Annotated in this window: 17 protein-coding genes; 13 read left to right on the top strand and 4 right to left on the bottom strand. The window is 70.4% G+C overall.

Annotated elements, in window-relative coordinates:
* The first annotated feature begins 5 nt into the window (after positions 1–5).
* The 10 genes from D7I44_RS00215 (at position 6) to D7I44_RS00170 (ending at position 8,274) form a co-directional block, all read left to right on the top strand.
* Entirely contained in the window at positions 6–389 is a 384-nt protein-coding gene (locus tag D7I44_RS00215; RefSeq protein WP_162939973.1) for a type II toxin-antitoxin system VapC family toxin, read from the top strand.
* 78 nt (positions 390–467) lie between these two features.
* Complete coding sequence (gene gatC / locus D7I44_RS00210; protein WP_120787643.1) at positions 468–767, top strand: Asp-tRNA(Asn)/Glu-tRNA(Gln) amidotransferase subunit GatC; 300 nt, start codon at positions 468–470, stop codon at positions 765–767.
* 11 nt (positions 768–778) lie between these two features.
* Positions 779–2,314: an Asp-tRNA(Asn)/Glu-tRNA(Gln) amidotransferase subunit GatA gene (gatA, locus tag D7I44_RS00205; protein WP_425459318.1), complete on the top strand. Its 1,536-nt coding sequence runs from the start codon at positions 779–781 to the stop codon at positions 2,312–2,314.
* Positions 2,314–3,813, top strand: coding sequence for an Asp-tRNA(Asn)/Glu-tRNA(Gln) amidotransferase subunit GatB (gene gatB, locus D7I44_RS00200; RefSeq protein WP_120787641.1), 1,500 nt, complete (start codon positions 2,314–2,316; stop codon positions 3,811–3,813). Before gatA ends, gatB begins: the two co-directional genes overlap by 1 nt.
* Complete coding sequence (locus D7I44_RS00195; RefSeq protein WP_120787640.1) at positions 3,767–4,162, top strand: VOC family protein; 396 nt, start codon at positions 3,767–3,769, stop codon at positions 4,160–4,162. Before gatB ends, D7I44_RS00195 begins: the two co-directional genes overlap by 47 nt.
* A gap of 49 nt (positions 4,163–4,211) precedes the next feature.
* On the top strand, positions 4,212–5,519 hold the full coding sequence (locus tag D7I44_RS00190; protein ID WP_245979828.1) for an RNA polymerase sigma factor: 1,308 nt from the start codon (positions 4,212–4,214) through the stop codon (positions 5,517–5,519).
* On the top strand, positions 5,516–5,920 hold the full coding sequence (locus D7I44_RS00185; RefSeq protein WP_120787639.1) for a YciI family protein: 405 nt from the start codon (positions 5,516–5,518) through the stop codon (positions 5,918–5,920). The genes D7I44_RS00190 and D7I44_RS00185 overlap by 4 nt, the downstream gene beginning before the upstream one ends.
* Complete coding sequence (locus D7I44_RS00180; RefSeq protein WP_120787638.1) at positions 5,917–6,273, top strand: YciI family protein; 357 nt, start codon at positions 5,917–5,919, stop codon at positions 6,271–6,273. Before D7I44_RS00185 ends, D7I44_RS00180 begins: the two co-directional genes overlap by 4 nt.
* Positions 6,274–6,303: 30 nt before the next feature.
* Positions 6,304–7,845, top strand: a complete 1,542-nt coding sequence (locus tag D7I44_RS00175) for a DUF7059 domain-containing protein (protein WP_120787637.1) — start codon at positions 6,304–6,306, stop codon at positions 7,843–7,845.
* A 15-nt stretch (positions 7,846–7,860) separates the two neighbouring features.
* Positions 7,861–8,274 carry a DUF3054 domain-containing protein gene (locus D7I44_RS00170; protein ID WP_120787636.1) on the top strand — a complete coding sequence of 138 codons (414 nt, stop codon included), beginning with the start codon at positions 7,861–7,863 and terminating at the stop codon, positions 8,272–8,274.
* Here D7I44_RS00170 and D7I44_RS00165 read toward each other — a convergent pair.
* Positions 8,271–8,951: a DUF1345 domain-containing protein gene (locus tag D7I44_RS00165; protein WP_245979827.1), complete on the bottom strand. Its 681-nt coding sequence runs from the start codon at positions 8,949–8,951 to the stop codon at positions 8,271–8,273. The two genes, D7I44_RS00170 and D7I44_RS00165, sit on opposite strands and share 4 nt — an antisense overlap.
* Before the next feature lie 34 nt (positions 8,952–8,985).
* Between D7I44_RS00165 and D7I44_RS00160 the strand changes: the two genes are divergently transcribed.
* Positions 8,986–9,492, top strand: a complete 507-nt coding sequence (locus D7I44_RS00160) for a PaaI family thioesterase (protein ID WP_120787635.1) — start codon at positions 8,986–8,988, stop codon at positions 9,490–9,492.
* Here the strand turns inward: D7I44_RS00160 and D7I44_RS00155 are convergent.
* Positions 9,463–11,163, bottom strand: coding sequence for a long-chain-fatty-acid--CoA ligase (locus D7I44_RS00155; RefSeq protein WP_120787634.1), 1,701 nt, complete (start codon positions 11,161–11,163; stop codon positions 9,463–9,465). The genes D7I44_RS00160 and D7I44_RS00155 overlap by 30 nt on opposite strands.
* 4 nt (positions 11,164–11,167) lie before the next feature.
* Entirely contained in the window at positions 11,168–11,836 is a 669-nt protein-coding gene (locus tag D7I44_RS00150; RefSeq protein WP_120787633.1) for an SDR family oxidoreductase, read from the bottom strand.
* Positions 11,837–11,873: 37 nt separating this feature from the next.
* On the opposite strand from D7I44_RS00150, the gene D7I44_RS00145 reads away from it, so the two are divergent.
* Entirely contained in the window at positions 11,874–12,164 is a 291-nt protein-coding gene (locus D7I44_RS00145) for a DUF6412 domain-containing protein (RefSeq protein WP_120787632.1), read from the top strand.
* A 68-nt stretch (positions 12,165–12,232) separates the two neighbouring features.
* Positions 12,233–13,018, top strand: coding sequence for a YidC/Oxa1 family membrane protein insertase (locus D7I44_RS00140; RefSeq protein WP_120787631.1), 786 nt, complete (start codon positions 12,233–12,235; stop codon positions 13,016–13,018).
* On the opposite strand, the gene D7I44_RS17955 is transcribed toward D7I44_RS00140, so the two are convergent.
* Positions 12,942–14,597: a chromosome partitioning protein gene (locus D7I44_RS17955; protein ID WP_162939972.1), complete on the bottom strand. Its 1,656-nt coding sequence runs from the start codon at positions 14,595–14,597 to the stop codon at positions 12,942–12,944. The genes D7I44_RS00140 and D7I44_RS17955 overlap by 77 nt on opposite strands.
* Positions 14,598–14,690: the final 93 nt, after the last annotated feature.

Below are 14,690 nucleotides of genomic sequence, written 5' to 3'. Positions count from 1 at the left end.
CGGTCGTGGACGCGAGCATCGTGGTCGACGCGATAACGCCGTCAAGACGCTCGGCTGCGGCGCGTGCTCTGCTAGCCGATTACGACGAGTGGGTCGCGCCCGCGCTGATCGATGCCGAAGTCATCTCCGCCCTCGCCCGGTTGGAGCGGGCGGGGCAGATCAGCGAGAAGATCGCTGGTGAGGCTGTTGCGGACTGGGCCCGGCTCAATGTCGAGCGGGTCGATGGCGCGGCGCTCGTGTTGGGCGCGTGGCGGCTTCGTAAGGCCGTCAGTTCGACGGATGCGTTCTACGTAGCCCTCGCGCAGAGCCTGAATTGCCCGCTAATCGCCAGCGACCGCAGACTCGCTCGCGCGCCGATCCGCGGAATATCAACGATTTCCCCCGTGTGAGGCGTGCGATAGTCCACTGGCATTTAGTGGGCTAATTAGACTTGCCCTGTAACCCGCCCGCACATCTGACGGAGCCGCATGTCTGAAATCAGCACCGATCTGGTGCGCCACCTCGCCGGGCTCGCCCGCATCGACCTGTCCGAGGCCGAGGTCGAGAGCCTCACCGGCGAGCTCGCGCAGATCGTCGAGAGCATCGCCAAGGTGAGCGAGGTCGCGACCCCCGACGTCGTCGCGACGAGCCACCCGATCCCGCTGTCGAACGTCTTCCGCGACGACGAGGTGCGGCCGTCGCTCACCGTCGAGCAGGCACTCTCCGGCGCCCCCGAGCGTGAGGGCGACCGTTTCAAGGTCGCGTCGATCCTGGACGAGGAGCAGTAGAGCGGATGTCTGTGCCGATCCAATCCGAACTGATCCGCCTTTCCGCCGCCGAGCTGGCGGCGAAGCTCTCGGCGCGAGAGATCTCGAGCGTCGAGGCCACGCAGGCGCACCTCGACCGCATTGCGGCTGTCGATGGGGACATCCACGCCTTCCTGCACGTCTCCGACCACGCGCTCGAGACCGCGAACCGCATCGACGAGCGTCGCGCTGCCGGCGAACAGCTCGGCGAGCTGGCCGGTGTGCCCGTCGCCATCAAGGATGTGCTCGCCACCGAGGACATGCCGTCGACCTCGGGGTCGAAGATCCTCGAGGGCTGGCGGCCGCCCTACGACGCGACGGTCGTCGCGCGACTGCGCGGCGCCGACCTCGTGCCCCTCGGCAAGACCAACATGGACGAGTTCGCGATGGGCTCCTCCACCGAGCATTCGGCCTATGGCCCTACCCATAACCCGTGGGACCTGAGCCGCACGCCCGGCGGCTCCGGCGGCGGGTCGTCGGCTGCCGTGTCGGCGTTCGAGGCGCCGTTCGCGCTGGGAAGCGACACCGGCGGAAGCATCCGCCAGCCTGCGGCCGTCACCGGCTCTGTCGGGGTCAAGCCGACCTACGGCGGCGTGAGCCGCTACGGCGCCATCGCTCTCGCGAGCTCCCTCGACCAGGTCGGCCCCGTGAGCCGCACGGTGCTCGACGCGGCGCTGCTGCACGACGTCATCGGTGGGCACGACCCGCTCGACTCGACATCGCTCACCGACGCATGGCCGTCGATGGCCGCCGCCGCGCGCCGCGGCGCGACCGGTGAGGGGCTGAAGGGTCTCAAAGTCGCCGTCGTGAAGGAGCTCTCGGGCGAGTCCGGTGGCTTCCAGGCCGGCGTCAAGCAGCGTTTCGACGAGACCGTCGCGGCGCTCACCGCAGCCGGCGCCGAGGTCATCGAGGTCGCTGCCCCGAGCTTCGAGTACGCGGTCGCCGCCTACTATCTGATCCTCCCTGCCGAGGCCTCCAGCAACCTGGCCCGCATGGACTCGGTGCGCTTCGGTCTGCGCGTGCAGCCGGAACGCGGGCCTGTCACCGTCGAGCGGGTCATGAGCGCCACCCGCGACGCGGGCTTCGGCGCCGAGGTGAAGCGCCGCATCATCCTCGGCACCTACGCGCTCAGCGCCGGCTACTACGACGCCTATTACGGCAGCGCGCAGAAGGTGCGCACGCTGATCCAGCAGGACTTCGCGAAAGCCTTCGCCCAGGCCGACGTGCTGATCAGCCCTGCCGCGCCGACGACCGCGTTCGAGCTCGGCACTCTCGTGGGCGACCCGCTCGCGATGTACCTGAACGACGTCACGACGATCCCCGCGAATCTGGCGGGCATCCCCGGCATGGCGATCCCCATGGGCCTGGCGCCCGAAGACGGACTGCCGGTCGGGCTGCAGCTGCTCGCACCGGCCCACGAGGACGCGCGGCTCTATGAGGTCGGCGCCGCCATCGAGACACTGCTGACGGATGCCTGGGGGCACAGCCTGCTCAGCCAAGCACCGCTACTTACGGAGGTCGCCCGCTGATGGCGAAGGACAAGCTTCTCGACTTCGACACGGCGATCGAGCTCTACGAGCCGGTCCTTGGCTTCGAGGTGCACGTCGAGCTGAACACCAAGACGAAGATGTTCTGCGGCTGCGCGAACGCCTTCGGACAGGGCGCGAACACCAACACCTGCCCGACTTGCCTGGGGCTGCCCGGCGGCCTGCCGCAGGTCAACAAGAAGGCGATAGAGTCCAGCATCCGTCTCGGTCTCGCCCTCGGGTGCGAGATCGCCGAGAACTGCCGCTTCGCACGCAAGCAGTACTTCTACCCCGACCTCGCGAAGGACTTCCAGACCTCGCAGTACGACGAGCCGATCGCCTTCGACGGCTCGGTCACGGTCGAGCTCGAGTCGGGCCGCGAGCTCACCGTGCTCATCGAGCGCGCCCACATGGAGGAGGACGCGGGCAAGCTGACGCACGTCGGCGGGGCCACCGGTCGCATCCAGGGCGCCGACCACTCGCTGGTCGACTTCAACCGCGGCGGCGTGCCACTGGTCGAGATCGTCACGAAGATCATCGAGGGCGCTGAAGGCGACGCCCCCGAAGTCGGCCGCGCCTACGTCGGTGCGATCCGCGACATCGTGCGCTCGCTCGGCGTCTCGAACGCGCGCATGGAGGAGGGCAACATCCGCTGCGACGCGAACGTGTCGCTGCGCCGCCGCGGCGAGACGAAGCTCGGCACCCGCACCGAGACGAAGAACGTCAACTCCCTGCGCTCGGTCGAGCGTGCGGTGCGCTACGAGATCCAGCGCCAGGCGGCGATCCTCGAGGCCGGCGGCTCGATCACGCAGGAGACGCGGCACTGGCACGAGGACACCGGTGCGACGAGCGCCGGCCGCCCGAAGTCAGATGCCGACGACTACCGCTACTTCCCTGAGCCCGACCTCGTTCCGGTGGCTCCGAGCCGCGAGTGGGTCGAAGAGCTGCGCGGCACGCTGCCCGAGCCGCCCGCCGCGCGGCGTGCCCGCCTGCGCGAGGCGTGGGGCTTCACGAAGCTCGAGTTCCAGGACGTCGTCAACGGCGGCCTGCTCGACGTCGTCGAAGAGACGGTGTCCGCCGGGGCGTCCGCTGCCGACGCGCGCAAGTGGTGGACCGGTGAGCTGACGCGCATCGCGAACGCTCAGAGCGTCGCGGTCGAGACGCTCGTCACCCCGTCCGACGTCGCCCAGCTCTCGGCGCTCATCGCGAGCGGCGACCTGACGGACCGCCTGGCCCGTCAGGTGCTCGAGGGTGTCGTCGCAGGCGAGGGGTCGCCCGCAGAGGTCGTCGAGAAGCGCGGCCTCAAGGTCGTCTCTGACGACGGTGCGCTCATCGCCGCGATCGACGAGGCGCTGGCAGCCCAGCCCGACGTGCTCGCCAAGATCAAGGACGGCAAGGTGCAGGCCGCGGGTGCGGTCATCGGCGCGGTCATGAAGGCGATGAAGGGCCAGGCGGATGCCGCACGGGTCCGCGAGCTCGTGCTGGAGCGCGCCGCGCAGTAGGCAGGCCGAACTCGACTTCGGGTCGGCGGGTCGACTGCAGATCTCGGACCCGCAGCCGGGTTTCGGCCTCGTCGCGCCGGACAGGACGGCAGCCGGCATCAGCCAGTCGATCATGATCTACGTCCCCGATGTGGACACCACGATCGCCCGCGCCTCCGAACTGGGTGCCGAGGTCAAAGAGCAGCCCAGCGATTTCGTCTCAGGCGACCGTTTCGGCGCCTTCGTGGACCCGTTCGGCCGGCGCTGGGCTGTGATGACCCGGGTCGAGGACGTGAGCCCGGAGGAATCGGCGCAGCGCGTCGACGCATGGTGGGCGTCGATTTCCGCGCCGGTGTCGAAACAGGAGTGACTGCTCCGACCCTGATGTGACAGCGTTGCTGAGCAGCAGGGGAGGGACCGTGGTGGACGGGCGGATCGACACGATCTTCGACGCGAATGTGCGCGCCGTGATCCCGCTTGTGACCGCCGCTCTGGTGCGTCGCTACGGCGGCCTCGCCGACTGCGAGGACGCCGTGCAGGAGGCCCTGCTCGAGGCATCCGTCAGCTGGCCCAAGACCGGGGTCCCGCGTGACCCGCGCGCCTGGCTGCTCACCGTGGCGCGCCGCCGCTACATCGACGCGGTGCGCTCGGATGCCGCGCGACAGGCCCGTGAAGAGCGCGACGCCGCCCTCGCGCCGCCCGGCTCCGCACCCACCATGCACGACGACTCGCTCGCCCTGCTGGTGCTGTGCTGCCACCCCGCGCTGCAGCCCACCTCGCGCGTCGCGCTCACCCTGCGGGCGGTGTGCGGGCTCACGACCGCGCAGATCGCCGCCGCCTTCTATGGAACCGAAGCGACGATGGCCCAGCGCATCACGCGTGCCAAGCGGGCGATCGACGAGGCCGGGCGCAGCTTCGGCGAGTTGACCGCGGGGATGCTCGCCGAGCGCGCCGAGTCGGTGCGCACCGCCCTTTACCTGATGTTCAACGAGGGCTACGCGCCCTCCGGCGGCGAGTTGCCGGTGCATGGCGAGCTCATCGGTGAGTCGATCAGGCTCACCCGAATGCTGCACGCCGCGCTGCCCGCCGACAGCGAGACCACCGCGCTGCTCGCGCTCATGCTGCTGACGGATGCCAGGACCGAGGCGCGTACCGACCCATCAGGTCTCCCTATCGCACTGCCCGACCAGGACCGTTCGCGGTGGGACCCCGCCAAACTCGGCGAAGGGCGCGCCCTCGCCGCCCAAGCGCTGACCGAAGGCCCGGCGACACCGCTGTCGATCCAGGCCGCCGTCGGCGCCGTGCACGCGGCTGCGACCGACGCCGACGCGACCGACTGGGACCAGATCCTCGGCCTGTACGACGTGCTCGTCACGCTGCAGCCGGGTCCGGCCGCAGCGCTCGGGCGAGCGGTCGCGGTCGGCATGGCGCACGGGCCGCTCGCGGGCCTCGCCGAGCTGGCGCTCCTCGACGGTGACGAGCGGCTGGCACGCGGGCACCGCCTGCTGTCGGTCAGGGCCGGCCTGCTCGAGCGCGCCGGAGCCTTCGATGAGGCCGAGAAGACATATGCCGAAGCGGGCATGAAAGCGTCCAATGCCGCAGAGCGGCGATGGCTCGAAGCGCAATCGGATCGACTGAAAGGACCGGCCCAGCATCCGACTGCTCGAATCGGGCGCGTGCTCGTCGTGCCCGCCCTGGCCGACCCCGAAGGAGAGGAAGAGAAATGAGCGACACCACCCAGCAGTACCTGCTGCTGTTCACCGACGCCCCGGACGCCGAGCCGTACAGCCAGGAGGCCGACGACATCTTCGAATGGCTCACAGCGGTCGAGTCGCACCGCATCTTCGGCGAGCGGCTCACGCCGCGCGAGGATGCCCGCCTCGTCACCAAGCGCCAGGGCGAGGTCTTCGTCACCGACGCGCCGGCAGCCGAGTTCAAGGAGTGGTTCTCCGGCTTCGATCTGATCAGCGCGGCGAGCCTCGACGAGGCCGTCGAGATCGGCTCACGGCATCCCTGCGCCCGCTTCGGCCGAGTGCTCGTGCTGCCCCTGATGGGCGCCGTGCAGTCGGGCGCGCTGCTCGATCAGACGATCCAGGCCCGGGCGGCAGCCGCGGGGGTGACCGCATGAGCGAGCGGGACGAGCGGAGGCCGTTTCTCTTCCTGTGGACGAGCGACGCCGGCGGCGAACCCGAGCAGCCGGGCGACCCCGGCATCCATGAATGGCTCGCCGAGGGTGACGCCACGGGTGCGTGGCAGCTGGGCGACCCCGTCGCCGGTGCGACCGAGGCGCGCTCGGTCGTCCGCCGCGGCGCCGAGGTGGTCGTCACCGACGGCCCGTTCCCCGAGTTCAAGGAATGGTTCTACGGCTTCGACGTGGTGCTCGCGCGCAACATCGACGAGGCGGTCGACTATGCGTCGAAGCATCCGCTCGCCCGCCATGGCCGCGCCTACGTGCTGCCGACCGTCGCTCTGGAGGGGTGAGCGGGGCGGCGACGTGGAAGACTCGAAGGCGTGCCGACGCTCGATGCCGACCTCATCGCCGCCCTGAGGGCAGACCTCGCCGCAGCCGACTTCACGGTCGACACCGTGCGCGGCCTGTGGTCGGAATCCGCCGGGGGAGCGCTCACCCGATCGCGCCGCGTGCCGGCGCAGCGGGAGCTCGCGGCGCAGCGCGAGACGGGCGAGCTCCCGCCGGCCGGCACTCTCGCCTGGCTGTTCGTGCTCGGCTTGCCCACGACCGGCACCGAGCTCGATGCGGCGCTCCCCGAGCTGGCCGCAGACGGCGCGGCAGCACTCGGCCTCGTCGAGCTCGACGACTCCCATCCGGCATCCGACGTCATCACGCCCCTCGTCGATCTGCGGCCGTATGCGTTCGCCGACGCCCGCGGTGCGGCCGAATGGTGGATCGCCAGCGATCTCGGTGAGCTCGCGCTCGGTCACGCGCTGGGCGCCGATCACGTGCTCGGGGTCGGCGGGGCGTCCACCACGCTGTCGAGCCTGATCATCGGCCGCAGCGTCGACCGGGTGCTCGACCTCGGAGCCGGCTGCGGCATCCAGGCACTGCATGCCGCGCGGCATGCCCGGCACGTCATCGCGACCGACATCTCCGCGCGCGCCCTGGAGTATGCGGCGTTCAACGCCCGGCTCAACGGCATCGAGCACATCGAGTTCCGCCTCGGCAGCCTGTTCGAGCCGGTCGCCGGCGAGCTCTTCGACCAGATCGTCAGCAACCCGCCGTTCGTGATCACCCCGCGCATCGCCGACGTGCCGGAGTACGAGTACCGCGACGGCGGCTTCCGGGGCGACGAGCTCGTGCAGCGTGTGATCGCCGGCGTGCGCGACCACCTCGTGCCGGGCGGCGTCGCGCAGCTGCTCGGCAACTGGGAGTACCACGAGGGCGCCGACGGTCTCGATCGCGTCCGCGGGTGGGCGGCAGGGCTCGACGCCTGGGTCGTCGAACGCGAGCTGCAGGACGCGCCGCGCTATGCCGAGACCTGGATTCGCGACGGCGGAACGCGAGCGGGCGACCCCGAGTACGACCGGTGGTACGCCGAGTGGCTCGACGACTTCACGGCGCGCGGCGTCGAGTACGTCGGATTCGGCTATCTCACGCTCCGTGCGCCCGCGGCGGGCGCGGCCCCGACTCTGGCCCGCTTCGAGCAGGTCGAGACGAGCGGCACCAACCCGGCGGGCATCGGCGAGCACGTCGCGCAGGCGCTCACGGCTCACGATGCGATGAGCAGGCTGACGGATGCCGCGCTCGCCGAGCTGCGGCTGAAAGCCGCCGGCGACGTGACGGAAGAACGACACTCGTGGCCGGGTGACGAAGCTCCGATCGTGATCACGCTGCATCAGGGCGCGGGATTCGGCCGTGCGCTGCAGGTCGACCCCGCGCTGTCAGGGCTCGTCGGCGCGTGCGACGGCGAGCTCACCGTCGGTCAGATCGCCGATGCGATCGCAGCGCTGTTCGAGGTCGACGAATGCGAACTGCGCGCCGATCTGCTTCCCCGCGTGCGCGAGCTGCTCTTCACCGGCTTTCTCGAACTGGCGTAAGGAAGAATCGTCATCATGACAGCACCCGCGCGCCAGGCATCCGCACCCGCACCAGACCAGAGCCGCTGGGTGCTGCTGTCCGCTGTGCTCGACTTCGTGCTCGTCGTGCTGTTCACCGTGATCGGGCGTGTGAGTCACGGTGAGGGGCTGGGCTTCGCCGGCGTCGCGCAGACCGCATGGCCGTTCCTCACCGGCACGCTGCTCGCGTGGCTCGTGTTCGGGGCGTGGCGCCGGCCGCTCGCGGTCGTGCGCACCGGCATCCCGGTGTGGCTGCTGACCGTGATCGTCGGAATGCTGCTGCGCGTCGTGTCGGGCCAGGGCATCGCCGTGAGCTTCGTGATCGTCGCGACCATCGTGCTCGGCGTGTTCCTGCTGGGATGGCGGGCGATCGTCGCGCCGATCGCACGGCGCTCCGCCCGCCGCGCCTAGGAGGTTCCGAGACCCACGACGAGGTTGATCGTCGAGGCGAGGATCACCGTGCCGAAGAGGTACGACAGCAGCGTGTGCCGCAGCACGATGCGGCGCAGGCGCACGGTCCTCACGGCCGTGTCGGAGATCTGGTAGGTCATCCCGAGGTCGAATGAGACGTAGGCGAAGTCGCTGAACACGGGTGTGTCGTCGGTGCTGCCGTCCTGCGTGGGGAAGTCGATGCCGCCGGGCGGGTCCTTGTAGAACTCGCGGGCATAGCGCTGGGCGTACAGGGTGTGGATGAGGAACCACGAGAGCGCGACGCTGAGCACCGAGACTCCGCCGATCGCGGCACGCTGCCCGACCGGGTCGTGTGCGGCGCGGATCAGGATGAGGGCGACGGCCGCGAGCGACACCACTGCCGCGCCGATGATGAGCAGGTCGCTGATGACGATGCCCGGGTCCTCACGGGTCGCGTGCGATCGCATGCCGTCAGGGTCGAGCGGCCAGAGGTGGATCCACACCCAGGCCACGTATGTCGTGCTCGCGACGATCCATCCCACGACTCCCGCGTACCACCACGACGAGACGAGGCCCGTGACCACGGCCGCGACCACCCCAGCGGCGAGCATCACAAGGATGCGCTTGAGGGCGAGACGGCTCGGCTCATCGTCGGACCCGCTGTCGGAAGAACTCACCCCACAAGGCTTGCATGCGTCTTACGCTCGAGGCATGACAGACACGGATGTCCCGGCCCGTTCCCTCACCGTCGAGTGGGACGATCCGGCGCCGGCCGCCGCGCAGATCCCGTCGCTCACCGGTCTCGACTACATCAAGGGGCTGGCCGACGGCACCTTTCCGCCGCCGCCGATCGCGAAGCTGATGGGCTTCACCGTCGCCGAGGTCGAGCAGGGTCGTGTCGTCTTCGAGTGCGAGCCGGGCGAGCAGCACTACAACCCGATCGGCACGGTGCACGGCGGCCTCGCGTGCACCCTGCTCGACTCGGCGATCGGGTGCGCGGCTCAGACCACTCTGCAGCAGGGCCAGGGCTATACGTCCATCGACATCACCGTCAGCTACCTGCGGCCGATCCTCGCGAGCAGCGGCACGCTGCGCTGCGAGGGGGTCGTCACGAAGCCGGGTTCGCGCGTCGCATTCGCGGAAGGGCGCCTCACCGACGGCGCGGGCCGCCTGGTCGCCACGGCGACCTCAAGCCTTCTGGTCTTCGCCATGCAGTAGCTGCTCGCGCACCTTCTTGCGCAGCACCTTGCCGATCATGTTCCGCGGCAGCTCGTCCAGTCGCACGATCTCCCGCGGCACCTTGTAGGGCGTCAGGTTCTCGCGCAGCGTGGCGCGCATCGCCTCGGGGTCGAACGGCGCCCCCGGCTGCATGACGACCGCGACGACGATCTTCTCGCCCGAGTGCGGGTCAGGAATCCCGACCGCGGCGGCGTCCTGCACGCCGTCGAGCGCGACGACCGCCTCTTCGACCTCGCTCGGCGCCACGTTGAAGCCGCCCGTGATGATGAGCTCCTTGATGCGGTCGACGATCTCGAAGAACCCGCGCTCGTCGACCTTCGCGATGTCTCCTGTGCGGAACCAGCCGTCCTCCAGCACCGCCGCGGTCTCGCCGGGGCGCTTCCAGTAGCCCGAGAACACCTGCGGGCCGCGCACGAGCAGTTCGCCGGGCTCGCCCGTCGGCTGCTCGGTCTCGTGGTCGTCGCGCGACACGATCTTCGCCTCGGTGCTGGAGACCGGCAGGCCGATGCTGCCCGCGTGACGCTCGTCGGTGATCGGGTTGATCATCAGGATCGGGCTGGTCTCGCTCAATCCGTAGCCCTCGATGAGCACGCCGCCGGTCGCGGCCTCCCACTTCGCGATCAGCGAGGTGTCGAGCGCCATGCCGCCCGAGACGCCGACCCTGACGCCCCGGAGCGACACCTTCTTCTCGGCCGCGCGCTTCAGCAGCCGGTCGATGATCGGCGGCACGGCCGGCAGATAGGTCGCCGGATGCTTCTTGTGCGCCGCGAGAACGAGGTCGGGGTCGAACGCGGGGAACAGCACGAGCCTGGCGGCCATCGACATGGCGAAGGTGAGGCCGAGGGTCAGCCCGTAGGCGTGGAACACCGGGAGCATGGCGTATACGACGACCCCGCTGCCGCGCTTCACATCCGGAATCCATGCCTGGCACTGCAGCGTGTTCGAGATCAGATTCGCGTGCGTAAGCAGCGCGCCCTTGGGAGTGCCGGTCGTCCCGCTCGTGTACTGGATGACCGCGATGTCGGATGCCTGGGGCCGCGGCACCTTGTCAGAGATGCGCCGGCTCTTCAGCACCTTCTCCCACGGGATCGCCCCCTTCGGCAGCGGACCCCACGTCCTGCCTCTGGCCTCACGCGCCGCCTTCACCGGCAGGCGCATGGCGAAGCGTTTCGAGGCGGGCAGGCCTCGCGTGATGTCGATCGAGATGACCGTGCTCACCTGGAGGTCGGCCGGAAGGTCGAGCACCTTCTGCGCGACCTTCTGCCAGACGATCGCGACCCGCGCCCCGTGGTCTTCGAACTGGTGCCGCAGCTCCCGCTCGGTGTAGAGCGGGTTGTGCTCGACGGCGATCCCGCCGAGCCGCTGCACCGCATAGAACGCCGCGATGTGCTCAGGACAGTTCGGCAGGACGAGCGCGACACGGTCGCCGCGTTTCACGCCGAGCTTCCGCAGCCCCTCGGCCGCGCGCGCGATCTGATCGCCGAGTTCGCTGTAGCGGGTCTCCGCACCGAGGAAGTCGAGGGCGACCGCGTTCGGGAAGTCCTTCACGGTGCGGTCGATGATGTTGGGCAGGGACTCTGTGACCGCCGCGACCGTCGGCACCACGCCAGGGGCGTAGTGCGCGAGCCACGGCTTCTCAGCCGACGTCATGGCTCTAACTTAGCCGCGCCACGGCCTCGGCGACCGGGGTGGAACCGCCGGTCAACTCCCACTGTTCACCGATGCTTCCCGGATTGTCGAGCACGGCGATGACCGTGGCCGCGACGTCCGCGCGGGGGATCGATCCGCTCGCGCGGTCTACGCTTTCGGCGAGCTCGATGAGCCCCGTGCCTTCCGCGGTCGTGAGGGCGGTCGGGCGCAGAATCGTCCAGTCGAGGCCCGATGCGCGCAGCTCGGCGTCGGCGTCGCGCTTCGCCGCGACGTATGCCGCCCACTGCGGGTCGGGCACGACGGTCGCGGTGCTGGGGTCGTCGACGCCCGCCGCGGAGATCTGAATGAGACGGCGGATGCCTGCGGCCTGACAGGCCGCGATGGTGAGCACAGACGCGCCGTAGTCGACGGTGCGCTTCCGCTCGACGCCGCTGTTCGCCCCGGCGCCCGCGGTGAAGATCACGGCGTCGCAGCCCGCGAGTGCGCCGGCGAGCGTCTCGGCATCCGCCTGCTCGAGATCGAGGGTCACGCCCTCGCCGCCGAGGCGGAAGATGTCTTCGGCCGACTCCTCGCCGCGGGCCACCCCCACGAAGTCGTGGCCTGCGTCGTAGAGCTCGCGCATGAGCTCCTGACCGACCTTGCCGTGCGCACCGATGATCGCGACTCGAGCCATGGCTCCATCCTGGCACCGGCGCTAGAGTGCCGGGGTGATGACTCTGCTCGAACTGCTGCTGCGATTCGTCGCAGTGGCGTCGGGCGCGCCCGCACCTGAGCTGGTGCTGGGGACGGCGGTCGGCGCCGGCATCGCAGGTCTTGCTGCGCTGGCGGTCGTCGCCTGCATGCGGGCGATGGCGGCCGCGGCCGCGGAGTCGGGCGCGCACGCGACGCGGGCCCGCTCCGCATGGCGCCGCGCGCCGCGAGTCATCACCGCCCAGGACGACCCGGATGCGGCCGGGCACCCGCGCCCCAGGGCGCCAGGGCTCCTTCTGCGGACCGCGTAGCGGTCGCCTTCTGCGGCGGCGCGCGGTCAGATGACCGTCATCGCACGCCGACTTCGCAGAAGGAAACCATGTTCAACTCCGGGCCGTTCGCGGCCGTACTCGACGCCGCGTACCACGGCGTCCTCACCCTCGTCGGGGCCCTCGCCCCCATCGCGGGCGGCTCCGCCGCCGCGCTCGCCGTCGTCCTGCTCACGCTCGCCGTGCGCACGGCTCTCATTCCAGTCGGGGTCTCGACCGTCCGGGCGACGCTCGCCCGGAGTCGCCTCACGCCCCAGCTCGCCGAGCTGCGCAAGCGGCACGCGAAGAATCCGCAGCGGCTCCAAGCGGCGACGCTGGAGCTGTACCGGCGTGAGCGAGTGTCGCCGTTCGCAGGCATCCTGCCGCTGCTGCTGCAGGCGCCGGTGCTCTCGATCGTCTACTCCCTGTTCCTGCACCAGAGCATCGCCGGGCACGCGAATGCGCTGCTCGACCATGCGCTGTTCGGCGCAGCGCTGAAGACGTCGTTCATCGCGGCGCTTGGCGCCGGAGACGCCGGCGCACTCGTCGTCGGCGGCGTCCTGCTCGTGCTTCTCGCGACCGCGGTCGCCGTGCAGCGGAAGGTCCTGCAGGCATCGGCGCCGCGTCCGGTCGAAGAGCCCACGGGCGCGACGGCGGTCGCCGCGCGTGCGAGCAGTTACCTGGCGTTCGTCACCGTGGTGTTCGCCGCGTTCGCGCCGCTTGCGGCCGGCCTCTACCTGCTCACGACGACCGTATGGACGGCGGCCGAGCGCTCTGTCGTCACAGCCCTTCTGACACGGTCGCCGCAACGTGCAGCCACGCCTCGCGGGTCGAGCGCGACAGCAGCTCATAGCTGATGGCGCCGCCGTCGACGAGGGCCGGGTCGTGCGGCACCTCGAGCACCGCGCGGGTGAGCGAGCCGAAGTGGCCGCGCAGCCGTCTGGCCAGTTGAGGGTCGGGGGAGTCGGTGGTGGCGGACAGCACCGTGACGGCGTTGTCGATCTTCTTCTCGAGGCCCTTCTCGCGCAGTCCGTCGACGAGCCAGGCGGCGCTGGCCGCGGTGTCCTCTCGCACGGTGGTGACGATCACGAGCTGGTCGGCCGCCTCGACGGCGCGGAGCCAGTTCGGGGCGCGCATGTTGTTGCCGGTGTCGACGATGATGAGCCGGTAGAACCGTTGAAGCGTCGAGTGCAGGCGGTCGAAGGCGTCGGCGTCGACCAGGTCGGTCGCGTTGGGGTCCTCGTCGCTGGCGAGCACGTCGAACTGCGCGGAGCCCTGCGCGCGCACGTAGTCGTCGAGATCGCCGATGCGCGACGAGCCGGCGTCGCCGAAGCGGTCGAGATCGTGCAGCAGGCTGACGGCGCTGCGGTGGTGCGCGGCCGGCTGCGCGCGCCACCCGAGGGTGCCGCGGGTCTCGTTGTTGTCCCACGCGAGCGTGTAGCCGCCGCGGTGCTCACCGAAGGTCGCAGCGAGCATCATGGTCGCGGTCGTCTTGTGCGCGCCGCCCTTCGGGTTGATCACGACGACCGTGCGCGGCCCGGCGAAGGCGCGCTGCACCGCCTCGACGGAGCTGCGGCGCGCGAGCTCCGGCTCGCCGGGCGCCGGGCTGATCAGCCCGAACGAGGCCTTGCGCACGAGCCCCTGCCAGCCGAGCGCGGCCGGCGCCGTCGGTGCCTCCGGCCGCTGGGCCATGAAGTCGTCGAGCGTCGGCAGGTGGTCGACGTCGACGACGGGCGGCGGTGCAGGCGGAAGCAGCGGCAGCCCGGCATCCTCGTTGACGAACGGCTCGAACGGGGCAGGCGCGCCCTCGGCCGCGGAAGGCGCCGCGGGCGCCGTGGGCTGTGGCGGCACGTATGTCGATGTGACGGGGGCGGTTGCTGCGGGCTGCGGCATGACGATCGGAGGCAGCGGGACCGACGGAATCGAGGAGGCCGCGGGCGCGGCACCCGGCTTCGCCCTCTGCTCGCTCGGCAGCGGGTACTCGTCGCTCGGCGACTGGAACAGATACTCGAGATCGGGAACGGCGGCGGCGCGGCCGGCCGGCTGTGTCAACGTGTCGTCTTCGCCGACGGGCGCCTGACCGGGATTGTGCCGGTCGGGGCTGTACTGGTCGCCGATGATCGCATCGAAGTCGAGGCCGGATTCTGCGGGAGCGGGGGCGACGGGGCCGAGCGCCTCGGTGTAGCCGTCAGGTGAGACGCGGACCTCCTGCGTTCCGAGGCTGTCGCGCGCGATCAACCGCACGGGCCGATCGAGCCGCTGTGCAACACCGGCGACGGCGCGGATGATGTCGCGCCGCACCCCGTCCTCGGTGCGGCCTTCGATCGTGGTGATCGAGCCGTCGACCGAGATCTGGCCGATATAGGGGCCTTCCGCGCTGCGCACGACGGTCGCTTCGATGTGAGGAGTATGGGTCATGGGGGTGGTGTCCGTCACGGGTTCCCTCCGCTGAAATCGGGCTCGGTGTGTCGGGAATCAGCACTGTGCCCCTAATGGGGGTAGATAGTACCTGATGGGGCGGGGGAACCG

It is taken from the genome of Gryllotalpicola protaetiae (assembly GCF_003627055.1).
Classification (GTDB): Bacteria; Actinomycetota; Actinomycetes; order Actinomycetales; family Microbacteriaceae; genus Gryllotalpicola; species Gryllotalpicola protaetiae.
The sequence above is the reverse complement of the archived record's forward strand: the minus strand, read 5'-3'. Positions and strand labels throughout refer to the sequence as shown.